Origin of the sequence: Flavobacterium cupreum (assembly GCF_003996965.1) — a bacterium.
In the GTDB taxonomy this organism is placed as follows: domain Bacteria; phylum Bacteroidota; class Bacteroidia; order Flavobacteriales; family Flavobacteriaceae; genus Flavobacterium; species Flavobacterium cupreum.
The window spans coordinates 24,353-43,144 of the sequence record NZ_QWDM01000005.1 but is presented as its reverse complement, the minus strand read 5'-3'; the positions used below and the strand labels follow the sequence as shown (position 1 = coordinate 43,144).

At 37.2% G+C, this 18,792-nt stretch carries 20 protein-coding genes; 6 read left to right on the top strand and 14 right to left on the bottom strand.

Annotation, left to right across the window (positions count from 1 at the left end):
* Positions 1–36: 36 nt before the first annotated feature.
* Positions 37–483 (top strand): GNAT family N-acetyltransferase, encoded by a 447-nt coding sequence (locus tag D0817_RS08785; RefSeq protein WP_127338029.1) that lies wholly within the window; start codon positions 37–39, stop codon positions 481–483.
* Between the two features lie 209 nt (positions 484–692).
* Here D0817_RS08785 and D0817_RS08780 read toward each other — a convergent pair whose 3' ends face one another.
* From D0817_RS08780 to rnpA, 5 genes are all read right to left on the bottom strand, one after another.
* Positions 693–1,343, bottom strand: a complete 651-nt coding sequence (locus tag D0817_RS08780; RefSeq protein ID WP_127338028.1) for an imm11 family protein — start codon at positions 1,341–1,343, stop codon at positions 693–695.
* Positions 1,344–1,656: 313 nt separating this feature from the next.
* Positions 1,657–2,460, bottom strand: a complete 804-nt coding sequence (locus D0817_RS08775) for an OmpA family protein (RefSeq protein ID WP_127338027.1) — start codon at positions 2,458–2,460, stop codon at positions 1,657–1,659.
* A gap of 3 nt (positions 2,461–2,463) precedes the next feature.
* Entirely contained in the window at positions 2,464–4,101 is a 1,638-nt protein-coding gene (locus D0817_RS08770; protein ID WP_127338026.1) for a S41 family peptidase, read from the bottom strand.
* Between the two features lie 3 nt (positions 4,102–4,104).
* The gene (locus D0817_RS08765; RefSeq protein WP_127338025.1) at positions 4,105–4,911 is read right to left on the bottom strand and encodes a DUF4349 domain-containing protein; all 807 of its coding nucleotides are present in this window, start codon (positions 4,909–4,911) and stop codon (positions 4,105–4,107) included.
* A gap of 80 nt (positions 4,912–4,991) precedes the next feature.
* On the bottom strand, positions 4,992–5,396 hold the full coding sequence (gene rnpA, locus D0817_RS08760; RefSeq protein ID WP_127338024.1) for a ribonuclease P protein component: 405 nt from the start codon (positions 5,394–5,396) through the stop codon (positions 4,992–4,994).
* Positions 5,397–5,523: 127 nt separating this feature from the next.
* On the opposite strand from rnpA, the gene D0817_RS08755 reads away from it, so the two are divergent.
* The 3 genes from D0817_RS08755 to D0817_RS08745 all read left to right on the top strand — a co-directional run bounded on the left by D0817_RS08755 (position 5,524) and on the right by D0817_RS08745 (position 8,162).
* Positions 5,524–6,264 carry a lysophospholipid acyltransferase family protein gene (locus D0817_RS08755; protein WP_127338023.1) on the top strand — a complete coding sequence of 247 codons (741 nt, stop codon included), beginning with the start codon at positions 5,524–5,526 and terminating at the stop codon, positions 6,262–6,264.
* Between the two features lie 50 nt (positions 6,265–6,314).
* Positions 6,315–7,307 carry an acyl-ACP desaturase gene (locus D0817_RS08750; protein ID WP_127338022.1) on the top strand — a complete coding sequence of 331 codons (993 nt, stop codon included), beginning with the start codon at positions 6,315–6,317 and terminating at the stop codon, positions 7,305–7,307.
* Positions 7,308–7,508: 201 nt separating this feature from the next.
* Positions 7,509–8,162: an HD domain-containing protein gene (locus D0817_RS08745; protein WP_127338021.1), complete on the top strand. Its 654-nt coding sequence runs from the start codon at positions 7,509–7,511 to the stop codon at positions 8,160–8,162.
* Positions 8,163–8,326: 164 nt separating this feature from the next.
* Here the strand turns inward: D0817_RS08745 and D0817_RS08740 are convergent, their stop codons facing one another.
* From D0817_RS08740 to D0817_RS08720, 5 genes are all read right to left on the bottom strand, one after another.
* The gene (locus D0817_RS08740; RefSeq protein WP_127338020.1) at positions 8,327–8,449 is read right to left on the bottom strand and encodes a FeoB-associated Cys-rich membrane protein; all 123 of its coding nucleotides are present in this window, start codon (positions 8,447–8,449) and stop codon (positions 8,327–8,329) included.
* Between the two features lie 4 nt (positions 8,450–8,453).
* A complete protein-coding gene (gene feoB / locus D0817_RS08735; protein ID WP_127338019.1) occupies positions 8,454–10,553 on the bottom strand; it encodes a ferrous iron transport protein B in 2,100 nt (699 codons plus the stop codon).
* A complete protein-coding gene (locus tag D0817_RS08730; RefSeq protein WP_127338018.1) occupies positions 10,553–10,792 on the bottom strand; it encodes a FeoA family protein in 240 nt (79 codons plus the stop codon). The genes feoB and D0817_RS08730 overlap by 1 nt, the downstream gene beginning before the upstream one ends.
* A gap of 103 nt (positions 10,793–10,895) precedes the next feature.
* Positions 10,896–11,561 carry an SCO family protein gene (locus D0817_RS08725; protein ID WP_127338017.1) on the bottom strand — a complete coding sequence of 222 codons (666 nt, stop codon included), beginning with the start codon at positions 11,559–11,561 and terminating at the stop codon, positions 10,896–10,898.
* Between the two features lie 168 nt (positions 11,562–11,729).
* Positions 11,730–12,656, bottom strand: a complete 927-nt coding sequence (locus tag D0817_RS08720) for a DMT family transporter (RefSeq protein WP_127338016.1) — start codon at positions 12,654–12,656, stop codon at positions 11,730–11,732.
* A gap of 201 nt (positions 12,657–12,857) precedes the next feature.
* Between D0817_RS08720 and D0817_RS08715 the strand changes: the two genes are divergently transcribed.
* A complete protein-coding gene (locus tag D0817_RS08715) occupies positions 12,858–14,918 on the top strand; it encodes a M13 family metallopeptidase (RefSeq protein ID WP_127338015.1) in 2,061 nt (686 codons plus the stop codon).
* Between the two features lie 53 nt (positions 14,919–14,971).
* Here the strand turns inward: D0817_RS08715 and D0817_RS08710 are convergent, their stop codons facing one another.
* From D0817_RS08710 to hemB, 3 genes are all read right to left on the bottom strand, one after another.
* Positions 14,972–15,421 (bottom strand): GyrI-like domain-containing protein, encoded by a 450-nt coding sequence (locus D0817_RS08710; protein ID WP_127338014.1) that lies wholly within the window; start codon positions 15,419–15,421, stop codon positions 14,972–14,974.
* Positions 15,422–15,495: 74 nt separating this feature from the next.
* Complete coding sequence (locus tag D0817_RS08705; RefSeq protein ID WP_127338013.1) at positions 15,496–15,897, bottom strand: c-type cytochrome; 402 nt, start codon at positions 15,895–15,897, stop codon at positions 15,496–15,498.
* 3 nt (positions 15,898–15,900) lie between these two features.
* A complete protein-coding gene (gene hemB, locus D0817_RS08700; RefSeq protein ID WP_127338012.1) occupies positions 15,901–16,893 on the bottom strand; it encodes a porphobilinogen synthase in 993 nt (330 codons plus the stop codon).
* Between the two features lie 290 nt (positions 16,894–17,183).
* On the opposite strand from hemB, the gene D0817_RS08695 reads away from it, so the two are divergent.
* Positions 17,184–17,705, top strand: a complete 522-nt coding sequence (locus tag D0817_RS08695) for a hypothetical protein (RefSeq protein WP_127338011.1) — start codon at positions 17,184–17,186, stop codon at positions 17,703–17,705.
* A gap of 184 nt (positions 17,706–17,889) precedes the next feature.
* On the opposite strand, the gene D0817_RS08690 is transcribed toward D0817_RS08695, so the two are convergent.
* Positions 17,890–18,792: a fructose bisphosphate aldolase gene (locus tag D0817_RS08690; protein ID WP_127338010.1), complete on the bottom strand. Its 903-nt coding sequence runs from the start codon at positions 18,790–18,792 to the stop codon at positions 17,890–17,892.

Sequence of the window (18,792 nt, the reverse complement as noted above, 5' to 3'; positions counted from 1 at the left end):
AACAACAACAAACCCAAAACAACAAACCCAAGTTACATGGAATTAAAATGGAAAATAAAGCCTTTTGAGGCATTAACGGTACATGAGTTATATGATTTGCTCAAACTGAGGAGTGAAATCTTTGTAGTGGAGCAAAATTGCGTTTATTTGGATCTTGACGATAAAGACAAACTTGCTTTGCACCTGATCGGAGAGTATGATGGAAGAACGGTCGCTTATGTACGTTTATTCGACGCAGGAATCAGTTTTGATAATGCTTCAATCGGACGAGTAGTGGTAGATGCCAATTATCGCGACCGAAAATGGGGGCATGACTTGATGCGGGAAGCAATTGCTGCAATAAAAACCAACTTCAGTAAAGATGCGATTACTATCGGTGCTCAGTTGTACTTAAAGAAATTCTACGAAAGTCACGGTTTTGTTCAGACCAGCGAAATGTATCTGGAAGATGATATTCCGCATATCGAGATGGTTCGTTCTTAATAATATAGAGAGTAGCTTTCCGGAATAGTTTCTTTCCGGAAAATATTTTAATTTACTGAAATAGACCCAAGATTAGTTTTGTATTAAAGATTATAACAATATGAAAGGTACAGGTTAGAAGCTTGCAGGAACAAGAAAGTCAATGTAAACGTATAAAATAGCCGGAAAAACGGAAGGACTTTCCTGCTTTTTTATGCTCTTATATTTTATCAATCATCCCAATCATCCCAATCATCCCAGTCACCCCAGGGATCATATTTATAATTATCATCAATCTTTTCAAACTTAATGCCACGCAATTTAAGTGACTCGAACTCACTCTTAAATAATAGTGAGCACACGGGCTTTGATATTTCCTTACAGAAAAACAAATGTTCTTTTATGTCACTCCTAATTTTAAATTTATCTATCTTCTCATAGTGAGTTTTATCTAAACCTCTTTCATCTGGAGTGTTTAATTTCCCTGTTTTTATATTCTTTGATATCTTGAATACTGAGTTCTCCTCATCCATTATAGATAAATAACTAGAAAGGTAGAATAAAAAATATTTATTTGACGGGGTCTTGTCTCTATATAAACTTACTTTAACGGGGACGCTTATAAATTTTACATCCAGCTTAGAGACCAGCATTAACATTTCAGATGAAATTAAGTCATCATCCGGGAAATAGTCCCCATCTAAATTGTACGCCTTTACTTTGGCTAAATAATGATCTGCAAAGTCACCAGAAGATGGCGGGGCCTTAAAAAAATCATAATCAGGTAATTCAGGTTTCCATTCCTTATCCATAAAGTGTGGCATGCCTGAATCATTAGGTTGATATTCGATAACAAAAAAATCATTTTCATCATTAATCATGGTAATCTGCAATTTGTATGAACTAACTTATTAAAATTTAAGAAATCATTATCATCTAAAAGAAAAATTTTCCTTAACAGTTTCAGATACCAATTGATTAAATGGACTTTCCCAGTTAGAAATTGAAAAACAATCTATTAATAAAAGCAAATATAAAAATATAATTTAAATCTTACAAAATGGATTTAAAAAATATAAAACCTTGAAATACTGCATTTACTTAGACCTCGAAAGGAAAGATAAAAGGCGTTACATCTAATCGGTGAGCATAATGGAAAAACGGTAGCTTATACGTTTATTCAGCGCGGTTAATCTAAATTTGGGTGATAAAAAACTCAACACGCCTGTCTAACTTATCGCCCCGGCCCAACGGATATTTATTGCCGCAACCCTGGAAGGTCATTCTGCTTTTGGATATTTTTCTATCCATTAAATACATAAAAACGGTCCTGGCGCGATTCCACGAAAGTCTTCTTTCTTTGGTCGCTTTATCGATTCCGTCGGTGTAAATTTCAGGAGTGCAGCAGACATGGCCGCGGATTTCAAACTCAAGGGTGTTTTTCTCCTGAAGGAGGGTGGCAATTTTGTCTAATTCTTTTTTGGAATTATGAGTGAGTCTGGAGCTTCCGATATCAAACAAGATATTGTCCAGATAAATTTTATCGCCAACCTTTAGTTTGTTTTTGAAAGAGTTGTGAATTCCTTTTCCAAAACTGTTCCGCTTAACTACGATTAAGTCCACACGCCGGTTTTGCGAGCGGGTTTCGTGCAGATTTTCTATGGTATCCGGTTTGATGATCACACGGCCTTTTCCTTCCAGAATCACTATTTTGCTCTGTTTAAAACCATGCAACAGCAATAATTCCTGAATGGTATTCACCCGGTTTTTTGACAGCCTGAAATTGTATTCGTCAGTGCCGCGATCATCACAATAGCCGTAGATTTGTATAGATTCTACTTTGGAGGTATCAATAGTTTTTATAAAATAGGTAACGATATCTGCTTGCTGATCCGTAAGATTGAACTTGTCGAAATCAAAATATACCGTTTCAACGGGTTTCTGTTGTGCTGACAAGTTGAAAATAAAGAAAAGAAACAGAACTTTACAAATTTTCATTTTTTACATTTTTAAAATCGTTTTATACTCAGTCTGATTATTCAAAACGGTCACCGCTTTTTTAATTTCTGAATTGTTTTTAATGTAGAATTGATACAAACCTTCCTGGTACTGGTACCTTTTTATAAGTTCTTCCTGAATCAGGTTTTTAATTTCCTTTTGGTTTTTATCCAGTAAGGTGGTTTCGCTTTTTTCAAGGGCGTTTAGTAATTGCTGGTATTCCGGTGCGATCGTTTCATCTATTTTTTCACCTTTGGCAGCAGCCAGTGTATTTTTCAGCGCTATCTCGGTTTCGGTATCAAAACTGATTTTGTTGGTTTTTAGATATTGTTTAAAGGCGGTATAATCTGCCTCGGTAAGTACAGGGATTTTATCTCCTAAATTCGGATTTTTGTAGTAGTAAGACGTTGCATAATCAAAGATTCCGTCGTTTTTTAACAACGCATTCGTGATCGGACTCATTTTGGTTTCCTCCAGTTCAATGTCCGGTAAAACACCGCCGCCATCATAAACAGTTCTTCCTTTTCGGGTTTTAAAAGCGTTGAAGTTTTTGGCATCTGTTTTTTGGGCTACGCCATTTTTGTCTTTGTGAGCATAATCCAAAGCCTGAATACAACGGCCTGATGGCGTATAATAACGGGATATGGTCACTTTCAACTGCGTTCCGTACGTAAGATCAACAGAACGCTGTACAAGTCCTTTTCCGAAACTGCGGCTCCCGAGAATTACGGCACGATCTAAATCCTGTAAAGCTCCCGAAACAATTTCGGAGGCAGAGGCACTTCGCCCGTTGACCAATATCGCTAAAGGAATCTCCGTGTCAATAGGCTCGTTTTGAGTTTTATAGGTATTATTGTGTTTTTCAATTCGGGATTTGGTAGTCACGATCACTTCATTTTTAGGAACAAACAAATTGCAAATATCAATGGCTTCGTTCAGTAAACCTCCCGGATTCCCTCTTAAATCAAGTACAATCTGTCTGGCTCCGTCTGCCTTTAGTTTCTCCAAAGCACTTTTAACCTCAGCAGAAGCTTTTCTGCTAAAATGTGCCAAAACGATGTAACCGGTTTTATCATCTATTTTCCCGTAGAAAGGAACCGATTTAATATCCACTTCATCCAATACAAGTTCGGTGGTATACGGTTTTCCCTGACGCAGGTATTTGATCGTGATCTTAGTATTTTTGGTTCCCTTTAATAATTGCGAGGCATCATCTTTAAAATCAGCAATCAATACATCTCCAATCTGGATGATTTCGTCACCCGCTTTCAGTCCGGCTTTATCAGCAGGATAATTTTTATACGGTTCACGAACAATCAGACGGTCTTTTTTTCGGGCAATCATAGCACCAATTCCGGTGTATTCTCCCGTATTGTTGATTTTGAAGTTGACCACATCCTGTTCGTTAAAGTAAACGGTGTAAGGGTCTAAACTTCCCAGCATGCTTTTTATGGCTTTATCCATCAAATCACCCGGATTCGTTTCGTCTACATAATTGGTATTGACAGCTTTGAATAAAGTGGTGAAAATCTCGATTTGTTTGGCGATTTCAAAAAAGTCTTCTTTGAAACTGGTTCCGATAAATAAAAACCCGGCCGCAACAGCAGGAATAATGAATTTCTTTTTGAAATAAGGATACATGAGTTATATTTTTTTTCTTTTAAATCTTCTTCTAATATAAAAGGCAATTACGCCAAACAGGATAAGAAACGGCCAGACACTGATGATCCAGATGAGTAATCCTGATAATTCAAAAAATCCGGATTGTATGGCAGTCAGTATTTTGGAACCATACGAAATTTTGATGCTTTGCTTTTCAGCAATAGGTTTGTAAAATTCAATTGAAATCCTGCTTTCGGCAACGCGGCTTTCGAGGTATTTTAACTGACCTTGTTTCGATTCGATTTCTTCACGAATCGTTGAGATCTGTTTTTCAATTTCTAATATTTCACTGATCTTGGTGGCTTTCTTTAAAATTTCTATGTAGCGTTCTTCCAGCTTTTGCTTCGTTTTTAATCTCGAATCCAGATCAATGTACTGCTCCGTTACGTCTTCCGTTGAAATGTCTTTCTGGTCAAAATAGGAAACACCTTTTGAGATTGATTGCAGAAAAATATCAAAATTCTGGCTGGGAACACGAACGGTTATATTTCTAAAAAGCGAATTGTCATTTTTGCCTTCAGAGTCCGATTGTATCGTGGCATGAGTTTCCTTCACAGCGGTTTGTATTTTCCGGAAGGTCTCCTCTATATCATTCGTTTCAAATCTCAGGCTGGCATATTTAATTATTTTTTGCGGAATTGCTTTTTCTTTATCAGGAGAAGAAGGAGAGGGTGCGGACATTGTTATGGCAGCAACTTCACTTTTATAAAGAGCTTTGTCATTTTCTGCCTGTTTACTGCAGCCTGAAAATAGCGATGCAAAAAGCAATAAATATAAAATATGTCGCATAAAATTTCAATTTAGAGCTAAAACTACAATTTTTTTATAATTTTTTATCTAATCTGATAAATAAAGTTGTATTTTATAGCTTATAACTCAGTTTTATGCTCAGAATCGGCCGTTTTGTTTACCTGTAGGAGAAATTTCTCAAACAACTGAATAGTTTTGGTGTTGATTTCATCGTAAGACAAACGATCCTTGCTTTGATAAAAAAGCATAAAGGAATAATGTTCTTCGACGTTATCCCAAAGCAAATTTTTATTGAGGCGATACGTTTCTCTTAAGACACGTTTGAAGTAATTGCGATCAACAGCTTTTTTGAAGTATTTTTTAGAAACCGAAACGCCCACCCTGAATTTTTCCTCCGATCCTGCTTCTCCCGCACAGTAAACCAAACGCAGCGGATACTTGGAAACTGATTTTCCCTCAGAAAAAAGTAAACCAATGGTTGTTTTGCTCTTTAAGCGTTCGTTTTTTGGATAGGTAAAGTTCATTTAATTCAGAAAAAAGTTGCAATTTTATAGGGCAAAGGTACAATTAAACCATAAAAACGGTTATTGTTTTTAATTTTAATACCGCTAAAAATATATTTATTACTTTTGGCCTTTAATTTTTTTAAGCATGCAAAAGATAATTTCGTATCCCATATCCGTAATTTACTATTTATGTTTTAGTTTATGTTTATTGGTTTTTCATCCAATACAATGGATTTGCCTGAATCTTTTTGGTTATCAGGCACATAAAAAGAGCGTTGATTATTTGAATTTTTTCCTTTTAAGATGTACGAATCTTGTGGGAACGACCTATAAAATTGAAAACAGAGAGACAATTCCTACTGGAGTTCCGTTAATTTTTGTCTCAAACCACCAAAGCATGTACGATATCGTAGCAATGATTTGGTACTTTAGACGTTTTCATTGTAAATTTGTAAGTAAGAAAGAGTTAGGTAGCGGAATCCCGAGTGTGTCATTCAATTTACGTCATGGAGGTTCGGTGCTAATTGACCGTAAAGATCCAAAACAAGCCATTCCCGTGATCAAAGGCTTGTCTGAATATATCGAAAAACACACAAGATCTGCCGTTATTTTCCCGGAAGGTACCCGAAGCAAAACCGGAAAACCAAAAGAATTTGCCCAAAGCGGTTTAAAAATCTTATGCAAATATGCACCATCTGCATATGTAGTTCCGGTCAGCATCAACAATTCATGGAAAATGGTACGATACGGAATGTTCCCTGTTGGTTTAGGAAATCGCCTTACCTTTACCGTTCATAAAGCTTTGGCCGTAAAAGATTATGATTTCGCCGAGTTAATGGCTATTACAGAAAAGGCAGTTGTAGAAGGAGTAAATGAATATAAATAGATTTTCGTTTTGTAAAAGCAAAACCTTAAATCCCAAATCTAAAATAAGTAATGTCTATAAAAAACATTAGATTAGAAGTAATGCAGTTTTTGGAAAAAAATGTAGATAGCTTCGTTGAACAGTATTTAATTCCAGTGGAAAAAATTTGGCAGCCGTCTGATTTTCTGCCTAATTCTGAAGGAGATAATTTCTTTGAAGAGGTTAGAGAATTACGTGAAATTGCTAAAGAATTGCCGTATGATTTCTGGGTAACGCTTGTGGGTGACACCATCACCGAAGAAGCTTTGCCAACCTACGAATCCTGGTTGATGGATGTAGAAGGAATCGATCAGATCGAAAATGGCGGAAATGGCTGGTCCAAATGGATTCGTCAATGGACCGGAGAAGAAAACCGTCACGGTGATTTACTGAATAAATACTTGTATTTGTCCGGACGTGTAAATATGCGTGAGATCGAAATGACCACACAGCATTTAATCAACGACGGTTTTGATATCGGAACCGGATCTGATCCGTACAAAAACTTTGTATATACCAGTTTCCAGGAATTAGCAACGTATGTATCACACAACAGAGTAGCCCAGATGGCTAAGAAATTCGGTGATAATAAATTGTCTAAAATGTGTAAAATGATTGCAGGTGACGAAATGCGCCATCATCATGCGTACAGTGAATTCGTTACGCGAATTTTTGCGGTTGATCCGAGTGAAATGATGTTAGCTTTTCAATACATGATGAAACAGAAAATCGTTATGCCCGCACATTTCCTTAGAGAATCAGGTCAGAAAATAAGTTCTGCTTTTGAGCAGTTTTCAGATTCAGCACAACGTATTGGTGTGTATACCGCAAACGATTATGTGGATATCATGCAGAAGTTAATCGATAAATGGGAGGTTGATAAAATCACCAATCTGACAGACGAAGCCGAAAAAGCGCGTGATTATCTAATGAAATTACCGGCTCGTATGGCCAGAATTTCAGAACGACTGGTAATTCCACAGGAGTCACATATTTTCAAATGGGTAGAACCGGCGAAACTGTAATCTCACCGTTTTGACTAAAAAATTCATTTAAAGCAACTTTATTGCATTAAATAAACAAAAAAATTTATGTTGATTATTGAAGTTTATAAAACTTTGATAATCAACATTTTTTAATAAAACGGGTTGACAATTATTTGTTAATGCAACAATGTTCTGCCAAAAACCTGCAAATTCACATCCTTTTTCAAGCACAAATATTTTATGAATACGACAGACCTGATACACCAAACAATTCAATTTGTAAAAGAAAAATTAAACGATGCCGAAGGTGGGCATGATTGGTTTCACATTGAACGTGTGTATAAAAATGCGTTGTTGATTGCAAAAAATACAGTCTGTGATTTGACAGTGGTGGAGTTAGGCGCTTTGCTTCATGATATCGCTGACAGCAAATTCCATAACGGAGATGAAACAATCGGTCCGAAAACAGCACGTTTATTTCTGGAAGCTCAAAATGTTTCGGAAGAGATCATACAGCACGTGGTAAACATCATTGAAAACATCTCTTACAAAGGAGGTAATTTCGAAAAGAAATTTTCTTCAATGGAACTGGATATTGTTCAGGATGCCGACCGTTTAGATGCCATAGGTGCGATCGGAGTAGCGAGAGCTTTTAATTATGGAGGTTTTAAAAACAGGGCACTTTACAATCCTGAAATTGAGCCGGTCACCAACATGACGAAAGAAGAATACAAAAAGAATAATGCGCCGACCATAAATCATTTTTACGAAAAACTCTTACTCCTAAAAGACAAAATGAATACCGAAACCGGAAAACAAATCGCTGCCGAAAGACATCGTTTTATGGAGTTGTTCCTTTCGCAGTTCTACGCGGAATGGGAGGGCGAGAAGTAGTTTTTTAGTCTCAGTATTCAGTCGCAGTGTTCAGTTGCAGTATTTAGTGACAGTTTTCCAGAAGCGAAAGTATTTAAATTCTCAGAACCTTAGCATCTCAGCATCTTAGCGCCTCAAAAAAAAACCTTTGCCCCTCTGAACCTCAGTACCTCTGAACCTTAAAATCAGCTACATCCGCAATTCCCGTCACCACAGTCCTTTTTCTTTTTAGATTTCCAAAAGAATTTCTTAATCAAAAAGACAACAGCGAAAGCTAGTATGGCGAAGGCAATGATTTCCTGTATCATGGTTTTATTTTAGGATTTGGTACGCGATTAAAGCGACAAGGTAAGCAAGGCCGCTCATGAAAACCAGCTGCATGGCAGGCCATTTCCAGGAGTTCGTTTCTTTTTTGGTAATGGCAAGCGTGCTGGCACATTGCATGGCGAAAGCATAAAACAGCAGCAGTGAAATTCCCGTCGCAAAATTAAAAATCCTGGAACCCGTTTCCGGATCCACTTCCTGTTTCATTTTGCTTTTTATAGTAGCTTCATTATCGCTGTCACCGACACTGTAAATAGTTGCCAGCGTTCCCACAAAAACCTCACGGGCAGCAAAGGAACTAATCAGTGCAATTCCGATTTTCCAGTCGTAACCCAGAGGTGCAATGGCAGGCTCAATCGCACGGCCCATAATTCCGATATAGGAATTCTCTAATTTCTGGGATGCCACTTCATTTTCAAACTGAACCTGATTTAGCTGTTTTTCTGCCGTTCTTTCTTTTACGATGGCTTCAGCCTCATTAAAATCCTTTCCGGGGCCGTAAGAAGCCAAAAACCACAAAATAACAGAGATGGCCAGGATGATCTTACCCGCTCCAACAATAAACGCTTTTGTTTTCTCCACCACATTGATTCCAACATTCTTGAGAAGAGGTAATTTATAACCGGGCATTTCAACTACGAAATACGTTTTGGTTTCTAATTTTAAAACTTTGTTTAAAATATAAGCCGATAAAATGGCCGTTCCGAATCCTAAAACATACAGGAACATTAGCGTAAGCCCCTGAAGATTTAAAATTCCAAGAACTCGTCTGCTCGGAATCACCAGCGAAATAATAATCGCATACACAGGCAATCGCGCAGAACAGGTTGTAAACGGAGTTACTAAAATGGTGATCAGACGTTCTTTCCAGTTTTCGATATTCCGAGTGGCCATAATCGCCGGAATGGCACAGGCTGTTCCTGAAATCAAAGGCACGACACTTTTTCCGGAAAGCCCGAATTTGCGCATGATTTTATCCATAAGGAAAACCACACGGCTCATATAACCACTTTCTTCGAGAATAGAAATAAACAGAAACAAAAAGGCAATTTGCGGAATGAAAATAATAACCCCGCCAATTCCCGGAATAATTCCCTGAGAAAGCAAATCAGTTAAAATACCACTTGGTAATTCCTGGGCGACCCAACTGCTTAAAGACGCAAAAGTGCTGTCAATAAAATCCATCGGAATCGTGGACCAGCTAAAAATTGACTGGAAAATAAGAAACAGTATGCCTGTGAAAATCACATATCCCCAGACCTTGTGTGTTAAAACGCGGTCCAGCTTCGCCCTGATGTCCTTTGCCATTGTGGCATCGATTTTCAATGTGTCTTTTAAAACATTGTTAATGAACTGATACCTTTTTATGGTTTCTTTTTGCTGTAGACGTTTCAATTCCGAATGCGATTTGGTATAGGCATTTCGAATTTCATTTCGGTCCAGATTAGAGAAATTGACATCCTGCGTGATCACCAGCCATAATTTGTACAGCAATTGATTTGGAAATAATTTTTGTAATCCGGTAAAATATTCAGGATCAATTTCCAAAGCATTCAGGCAGGATTCATGCTGAAGCGTTTTATAGGAAACAATCAGGTTTTTCAAATCTTCAATTCCGGTCCCTTTTCTTGAACTGATCAGGGCAATTTTGGTTTTTAGTTTTTCTTCCAAAAGCGGAATATCCAGCGTGATTCCTTTTGTTTCCATTCGATCCGCCATATTAATGACTAAAATCGTCGGAATTTCAAGGTCTTTTATTTGGGTATAAATCAGCAGGTTTCTTTTCAGATTTTCAACATCGGTTACAACGACGGCAACATCGGGATATAATTTGTCATTTTTGTTCAGCAGCAGTTCAATCACCACACTTTCATCCATAGAACTGGCGTTCAGGCTGTACGTTCCCGGTAAATCTAAAATATTGGCTTTTATGCCATGCGGCAGTTTACAGAAACCTATTTTTTTTTCAACCGTTATTCCGGGATAATTCCCTACTTGCTGATTAAGTCCGGTAAGCTGATTGAAGACTGAAGTTTTTCCTGTATTTGGATTCCCGATAAGGGCAACATTAATATTTTCGACACTCATTACAAATTGGTTTTGATAAGTTCAACTTCAATTTCACGAGCGGTTTCAATGCGAATAGCCACATGAGAGCCATTAATGTCTAAATACAAAGGATCTCCAAAAGGAGCAATCTGAAGTAATTCAACCATACTGCCCGGCAGGCAACCCATTTCTAATAATTTAAGAGGAATAACATCGATATCAAAATCTTTGATAATGGCTTTCTCGCCTTTTTTTAGGGAATGGATCGTATATTGCAAAGCTTATTTAGATTGAATTTAGATTGCAAAAATAGGCAATTATTCTATATGTCACCGTATTTAATGCCTATACAAATGCTAAAACTTTCTAAAATAAAGTGTTTTATTCGTTACACAGAAAATCAATGTCTGCTAAAAGACGTTTGATATCTTCTTTATTGGTTCCGTCATAGAAACCGCGAACACGACGCTTTGTGTCTACCAGAACAAAATTTTCAGTATGAACCATATCGTACAGCTGATCCGGTCTTCCAAGTTTTACCGCCAGGTATGATTTTCGGGCCATTGTGTAGATTTCTTTTTTATCGCCCGTAACCAGATTCCATTTACTGTCAACAACACCATGTTTTATGGCATACGCCTTTAGCACCGGAATACTGTCCACTTCCGGGAAAACCGTGTGAGACAGCAGCAGTACTTTAGGATTGTTTAAAACCGCTTTTTGAACATCAGCTAAATTGGTAGTCATTTTAGGGCAAATGGAACCACAGGTGGTAAAGAAAAAATCGACCACATAAATTTTGCCTTCGTAGTTTTTCTGCGTAATGGTATCCCCGTTCTGATTGACAAAAGAAAAATCGGCAATCGTATGGTACTTGCTTTTGTATTGAATCGTACTGTCTACCAACTCAGGATTTACGTCGGCAGGATTGTAAATGGGTAATGTTTTTTGTGGCTTTAAAGCCGAATAAAATAAGGATATAGTGACAACCGAAAATAAAATTAAAACAATAAAAAATTTGCGGTATTTGTATAGCAGCGATTTCATAAACATAATTTGGCGCAAAAATACAAAAAGCACTTTTTAAATTGCCGGTTCGTCCCTTTTTTAACTTCGAAAAGTGGGGTAATTTTTAAAGAACGGAATTCAGTATTTATTTTTTCAATCCTTTGCCGGATTTTATCCAAAATTAAAGGAATCACTTTTTAGGGAATACTATTTAATCTTAGCTTTTCGAATGGATTTATTGACCAGGTACAATCCGATTAAGGTGACCATAACGCCAATTGAAATCGCCTGGGTGAGCGGTTCCCCAAAAAGAAAAAAGCTCAGGATAATAGCCACGACCGGATTGATGTACGCATAAATACTGCTGACTTCTGTCGAAAGGTGCTGTAAGGAATATATAAAAGCTATAAAAGTCAGGATAGAACCAATTACGACCAAATACCCAATCGCCCACCAGGAATTTAGGGGGATTTCACTATAAGGAATATTGATTCCGGCAATTTCTGTTACAGAGAAAAGTATAAAACTCGAAATCACCATTTGTAACCCTAAACTAAAATACGGATTAAAACTTGCTGCTTTTTTCTTAGTGTGTAAAATTCCAAAAGCCCAGGTAATCGTGGATGCCACAGACAAGAAGATTCCAAATTGAAAATCCGGTCGCAGGAAATCGCCCAGATGATCCATGAAAATAATACAGATTCCGCCAAAACAGATCAAAAGTCCTGTTACGGCCAATTTTGCAATTCGTATTCCTTTGAAAAAACAAATGACAACAATCCAGATCGGGAAGATCGCACCAATGATAGCGCCCAGTCCGCTGCTGATGTATTTCACGCCCCAGGTGCTCAGTCCGTTACTGCAGACAAAGTTCAGAATAGCCAGAATCAGGATGGTTTTCCATTGTTTGCCTTTGGGCCAGGGTTCTTTTTTCAGTAAAAAGTAACCCACATACAGGATACCGCCCATAAACTGACGGATCGTAGCCAATTGTAAAGCCGGCATGTGTTTTACCCCTTCTTTAGAAGCCAGCCAGGTTGTTCCCCAAAAGAAACTTACCCAGCATAAGGCGAGAATTGGTAATCCTATGGCTTCCACTTTACCGGAAAATGCGGCTTGTATTTTTGCTCTCACTTTTGTTTGGATTGGTTTGACAAATATTCCAAAAACTATTTCAAATAGAAGATAAAAACAGCATATATATTCATGAAAATTTTAGGGGATTAGAATGAAATATTTGCATTGAAAATTCACGATTCACAATTATATAATTTTAACATAAAGTTTACAATAATAGCAATATGTTTGTATTAAACCCTTAATTCATAAATTATAATGATTAAACACCTTAACAAACCAGTGTTTTGTGTTGTTTCTGTAATGTTTTCACTAACAGCAGTCACAGCTCAAAATGCAAAACCTAAAGAACCGGGAATCAATATTTCCTACATGAATACTAAAATCAGTCCTACAGAGGATTTTTTCCGTTATGTAAACGGAACCTGGCTGGATAAAACAGAGATTCCAAGTGACCGAAATTCATGGGGAAGTTTTAACGAACTAAGGCAAAAAACCGACGATAATTCGCTGGCTATTTTGAAAGAAGCTTCGAAAGATCCTAAATACAAATCCAATACAGATCAGGGAAAAGCAATTGCATTGTTTAACACCATTTTGGATACCGTTGGAAGAAATAAGCTGGGCGTAAAACCTCTTGAGCCTGTTTTAAAGAAAATCGATGCCATAAAAAATGTAACAGACCTGCAAAATTTCCTTATCGAAATGGAACCTCAGGGCGGTATTGGCTTCTTTGGAGTAGGAATTGGTGCTGATGCAAAAAACAGTAACGTCAATTCAGTGAGTATCGGACCGGGACGTTTAGGCCTTTCGGATAAAGATTACTACAATGCCGATGATAAGGATTCTAAAGAAAAACGTGCTAAATACGAGCTTCATGTTGCCAGAATGATGCAGTTTATCGGAGAAAATCCGGCAAAAGCAAAACAAAGCGCGGCTCAGATTCTGGCATTGGAAACGGCTATGTCTGCTCCGAGATTAGATCGTGTGGAACGCAGAGACCGCAGAAAACAATACAATCCAACCGCGGTTGCCGATTTAAAAAAGACGATTCCTTCTATTCAGTGGGATAAGTTTTTTGCAGGAATCGGAATGGCAAAAGTTGATACGGTAATTGTAACTCAGCCTCGTTATATGGCTGAACTGGAAAAGATTTTTACTGAAAAGAAAGTAGCAGACTGGAAAGAATACCTGAAATGGTCCGCTTTAAACAAATCAGCTTCTTTATTAAGTACAGAGATTGAAAATGCCAATTTTGATTTCTACGGAAAAACATTAACAGGTGCATTAAAACAACGTCCGCGCGAAGAAATGGCTTTGCAGGTAATCAATAATGCAACCGGAGAAGCGTTAGGAAAATTATATGTTGAAAAATTATTTCCTGCTGAAGCAAAAGGCAAAGCACAGAAAATGATTCAGAATGTTATTCTGGCTTATGAAAACAGAATCAATGCATTGCCTTGGATGTCTGCAGCGACTAAAGTAAAAGCAATTGAGAAATTAAAGAAAATTACCATCAAAATTGGTTATCCGGACAAATGGAAAGATTATTCAGCTTTGGAAATTAAAAATGTTTCAGAAGGCGGAACGTACTTTACCAATGTATCCAATTTATCAAAATGGGATTATAAGGAAGATTTAGGTAAACTGGGTAAACCGGTTGACAAAACGGAATGGGGAATGTCTCCACAAACGGTAAATGCCTATTACAATCCGTCTTATAACGAAATTGTTTTCCCTGCGGCCATTTTACAACCTCCATTTTACAACTACGAGGCAGACGAAGCTGTAAATTATGGTGGAATCGGAGCGGTTATCGGTCACGAAATCTCACATGGTTTTGATGATTCGGGAGCACGTTACAATGCAGACGGAAACCTTGTTGACTGGTGGACGGCTGATGACTTAAAACAATTTACGGAACTTGGAACTGCATTAGCAGCCCAATACAGTGCTTTGGAGCCTTTACCGGGAATACATGTAGACGGTAAATTTACTTTAGGTGAAAATATTGGTGATTTAGGCGGAATAAACGCTGCTTACGATGGATTGCAATTGTATCTGAAAGCCAATGGGAATCCGGGTTTAATTGACGGTTTCACGCCGGAACAACGTTTCTTTATTTCATGGGCTACCGTTTGGAGAACAAAATCAAGAGATGAGGCAATCAAAAGCCAGGTAAAAACAGATCCGCACTCTCCGGGAATGTACAGAGCGTATGTGCCAATTCAGAATGTAGATGCTTTTTATGATGCTTTTGGAATCAAAAAAGGAGATAAGATGTATGTAGAACCAGAGAAAAGAGTTAAAATCTGGTAATACCAAATCATAAAAAAACGGCGCCGATTTCAGCGCCGTTTTTGTTTTATCTTTTACGGAATGGCAATAAACAGGTCTGCTGCTGCATTTTCAGGGTCTTGTGTTTTCTCATCATACACTTCAAAATCAGTGGTAAAACTTCGGTTTAAACCGGAATTCCACATTTCCAGCCATTTATTGAAAACAATGCCTTCGTTTAAATTTCCTTTGACAGTAAACTGCTCGTACCCGGCTGTCTCAATTGATTTTCCTACCATATTCTCAGGGATGAAATCCAAACTTTCAACCTCACAGCCCAGAATAGTGGTGTAGGGTTTGGTATGATCTTTTTCGTAATCAGTATACAGACAAAAAAGAGTCTCTGAAACCTTACCCGGAATTTTATGCTGAATTCCTTCAGACATAAATTGGTTCCAAAGGGCAGGAATATCTTCTCCTGATTTACCATTTTCGTTTGTAGTTCGTACTGAAATACCGATTACATTGAATTTTTCAATGATCATTTTTACTTGATTTTTAATTAAGCGATAAATTTAAAATCATGCAATGACAACAGTATGTCAGCAGGAACGAAAGACTATTTCAAATTACTGTAGATATACGTTTCTATGGCTTTCAGTTCTTCATCAGACATGGCCTGCGTTACAGGAAAATTGGTTTTCATTACCGAAAACTGACTCGGATCAACGATAGGATCGGCATTTCCTTTTAGAAAAGTAACGATGTCTCCCTTTTTATCTTTATAAATTTTGGCAATTTCCTGAATGCTCGGACCAATTACTTTTTGATCCACCTGATGGCAGGAGGTACAATTTCCTCTTCCTTCAAAAATTTCTTTTCCCAAAGCTTCGGGAGTTGCAGCTTTTGCTGTTTCTCCTTCTGAGTACGCTTCTGTTGAGGTTGTAACAGGATTTTCAGTGGTTTCTTTTTTACAGGAAGCCAACGCTAAAACGGCAGATAAGAATAGTATTTTTTTCATTTTTTATTTATTTAAAAGGATGGCTGCTTCTTTGGCAAAATAAGTCGAAATCAGGCTGGCACCGGCGCGTTTAATACACATTAGTTGTTCCATCATGATTTTGTCATTATCCAGCCAGCCTCTTTCTGCAGCTGCTTTTATCATTGCATATTCTCCGGAAACATGATAAACGGTAACCGGAACATGAACGGCATTTTTTACTTCACGGACAATATCCAGATAGGCAATTCCCGGTTTTACCATCACCATATCTGCACCTTCTTCAACATCAGATAAAGCTTCTTTTATGGCTTCGATACGGTTGGCATAATCCATTTGATAGGTTTTTTTATCTTTCGGAATATCAGTTGTATCGACCGGAGCCGAGTCTAAAGCATCGCGGAAAGGGCCATAAAAAGCAGAGGCATATTTAGCCGAATAGCTCATGATGCCAACATTGTGGAAACCAGCCGCATCCAGGCCATCTCTTAAACGCAAAACACGTCCGTCCATCATATCGCTTGGTGCCACAAAATCAGCTCCTGCCTGAGCATGGGAAACGGCCATTTTTACCAGTGCGGCAACAGTGCTGTCGTTTTCAACATCTCCGTTTGCTATAATTCCGTCATGGCCGTAAACAGAATAGGGGTCTAAAGCCACATCCGGCATTACGATCATTTCCGGACAGGCGGCTTTGATAGCGCGAATCGCCTGTTGCATTAATCCGTCCTTATTCCAGGCTTCTTTGCCGGTATTGTCTTTTAGGTTTTCGCTTACTTTTACGTAAATGTTAACCGCACGAATACCCAAAGCATAAATTTCTTTTACTTCTTCTACTGTTAAATCAATCGATCTGCGGAAAATTCCGGGCATCGAAGGAATTTTAACTTTTACATTTTCGCCTTCAGTAACAAACATCGGAAACATAAAGTCTGACGGACTTAAAGTGGTCTCACGAACTAAAGAACGAATGGATTCATTTACTCTTAATCTTCTGCCTCTGTGTAATGGGAACATAGTATTTTAGATTTTAGATTTTAGATTTTAGATTTTAGATTTTAGATTTTGATCTGATTTCTTTGAGAGCAGATTGATTAATCTTTGTCCTAAATGTGATATTGTTTTTGTTTTTTTTGAAGATTATTCAAGCTTTTAATAAGTGCTGCAAAGTTAAAGAAAAAGGAACAGAATAAGGATATTAGCTGAGGTTAGAATGAGTTAATATTATCTAAAAAAATGGCTGGATATTGTTATTTAAAGTAGATTTGTAAAATTAGGAAAAATCTTATTTTTAATAATAAAGCGATATGTCTGATTCATTTTTCGAAAAAGTAAATACTATAGATTGGTTTTTTAATTGTGGAAAAGAGTTTTCTATTTCAAATTTTCCAATCAAAATTAAGTTTTTGACTTCTCTTGATGAAATGCAAGAGAATATTTCTTCTCAAAATTGGGAAGATTTCACATTGGAAGCGAAAAATAGATTGACTGTTTTTCTCCATAGAAATAATCAAAATGATTATCAGGATTGGAATAAGATTGCAGAAATTGTGAAAAAAAATCTGAAACCTACAGAAGAAATTGCTGAAAAATTCATAGAAAAAAATAAGCTTAATAAAAGCATTGTTGATGACGTCTTATGGAATATTCATGGGGCGGCAATGGAAAATCATTATTTTTCAATGAATAAAAAAATTCCAGTATTTTTCAAATATCTTTTAGAAATCTATTCTGCAGGAAATATTCCATGTGGTTTAATAGGCGAGTTCAAGGAAGATTTTGATGGAAAACAAATTGATTTTTCTGATTATACATTGTTAGTGTATTAAAAAAGTATTAACAGAGTAATCTATTCTTTTCTCCACTAGATCGAGTCTCACTCTTAGAAGAACATTTGTCTCGTCCTGAAATTTTTTTAATATTTACAGTTAAACCTAAAATAGCTTTACAGGATTATTTTAGATTTTCATTTTATCTCGGGGATTTTTTATAAAACTGATTTTAATTTTGATATTAAGTAACTGAAGCCGTATAAATCTCTCCAATAGTCTTTTTTAGTTTAGTATTGAATTCAGCATCAGATTGACCAGAGCTAAGTCCTTCAGAAAGTGCTCTTGAGAAACTGGCAATCAGCCCATGGTTTTGAGAAAGTTTGAGATTTGCTTCGTCCTGACCGTATCCGCCGGATAACGCTACAACACGCAACACATGCGGGTCTGACATTAGTTCTTTGTAAAAATCATTTACCGTCGGAATCGATAGTTTTAGCATCACTTTTACATCTTTATCCAATACGTTGAGCTGTTTTTTGATTTCTTCTTTTAGAATTTCTTCTGACTTTTCTTTATCGGCGCTATAAATATCAACCTCAGGTTCGATAATTGGGATAAGTCCTTTTTTGAAGATTTGCAAACCTACAGCAAATTGCTGTGCTACTACTTCGCGAATTCCTTCAGCATTGGCTTCTTTAATCACAGAGCGCATCTTGGTTCCAAAAACGTTTTTTTCTACGGCACGATTTAGTAATTCATCTAAATTAGCAATAGGTTTCATCAATTGTACACCATTTTCAAGGTCAGCAAGTCCTTTGTCTACCTTTAAAAACGGAACTATGTTTTTCTTTTCCCATAAATAGTCGGCCGTCCATTGTCCGTCTATTTTGCGATCCATAGTGTTTTCAAACAAAATAGCGCCCAGAATATATTCGCGATCAAAGGCAGGGCTTTTTATAATTCGGGTTCTCATTTCATGTACAAGCGTATACATTTCTTCATCGTTCGTAAAACTGCTTTCCTGCACACCATATTGTGCTAAGGCTTTTGGAGTGCTTCCGCCGCTCTGATCCAGTGCTGCAATAAATCCTTTCCCGGAATGCATACGATGTAATTGTGCTATGTACCTTTCTCTCTTTTCCAT

Bases quoted from the DNA above. Each gene is read 5' to 3' on its own strand.
- D0817_RS08785 (WP_127338029.1), top strand. From the start codon at position 37: ATGGAATTAAAATGGAAAATAAAGCCTTTTGAGGCATTAACGGTACAT.
- D0817_RS08780 (WP_127338028.1), bottom strand. From the start codon at position 1,343: ATGATTAATGATGAAAATGATTTTTTTGTTATCGAATATCAACCTAAT.
- D0817_RS08775 (WP_127338027.1), bottom strand. From the start codon at position 2,460: ATGAAAATTTGTAAAGTTCTGTTTCTTTTCTTTATTTTCAACTTGTCA.
- D0817_RS08770 (WP_127338026.1), bottom strand. From the start codon at position 4,101: ATGTATCCTTATTTCAAAAAGAAATTCATTATTCCTGCTGTTGCGGCC.
- D0817_RS08765 (WP_127338025.1), bottom strand. From the start codon at position 4,911: ATGCGACATATTTTATATTTATTGCTTTTTGCATCGCTATTTTCAGGC.
- rnpA (WP_127338024.1), bottom strand. From the start codon at position 5,396: ATGAACTTTACCTATCCAAAAAACGAACGCTTAAAGAGCAAAACAACC.
- D0817_RS08755 (WP_127338023.1), top strand. From the start codon at position 5,524: ATGCAAAAGATAATTTCGTATCCCATATCCGTAATTTACTATTTATGT.
- D0817_RS08750 (WP_127338022.1), top strand. From the start codon at position 6,315: ATGTCTATAAAAAACATTAGATTAGAAGTAATGCAGTTTTTGGAAAAA.
- D0817_RS08745 (WP_127338021.1), top strand. From the start codon at position 7,509: ATGAATACGACAGACCTGATACACCAAACAATTCAATTTGTAAAAGAA.
- D0817_RS08740 (WP_127338020.1), bottom strand. From the start codon at position 8,449: ATGATACAGGAAATCATTGCCTTCGCCATACTAGCTTTCGCTGTTGTC.
- feoB (WP_127338019.1), bottom strand. From the start codon at position 10,553: ATGAGTGTCGAAAATATTAATGTTGCCCTTATCGGGAATCCAAATACA.
- D0817_RS08725 (WP_127338017.1), bottom strand. From the start codon at position 11,561: ATGAAATCGCTGCTATACAAATACCGCAAATTTTTTATTGTTTTAATT.
- D0817_RS08715 (WP_127338015.1), top strand. From the start codon at position 12,858: ATGATTAAACACCTTAACAAACCAGTGTTTTGTGTTGTTTCTGTAATG.
- D0817_RS08710 (WP_127338014.1), bottom strand. From the start codon at position 15,421: ATGATCATTGAAAAATTCAATGTAATCGGTATTTCAGTACGAACTACA.
- D0817_RS08705 (WP_127338013.1), bottom strand. From the start codon at position 15,897: ATGAAAAAAATACTATTCTTATCTGCCGTTTTAGCGTTGGCTTCCTGT.
- hemB (WP_127338012.1), bottom strand. From the start codon at position 16,893: ATGTTCCCATTACACAGAGGCAGAAGATTAAGAGTAAATGAATCCATT.
- D0817_RS08695 (WP_127338011.1), top strand. From the start codon at position 17,184: ATGTCTGATTCATTTTTCGAAAAAGTAAATACTATAGATTGGTTTTTT.
- D0817_RS08690 (WP_127338010.1), bottom strand. From the start codon at position 18,792: ATGGAAAAGAGAGAAAGGTACATAGCACAATTACATCGTATGCATTCC.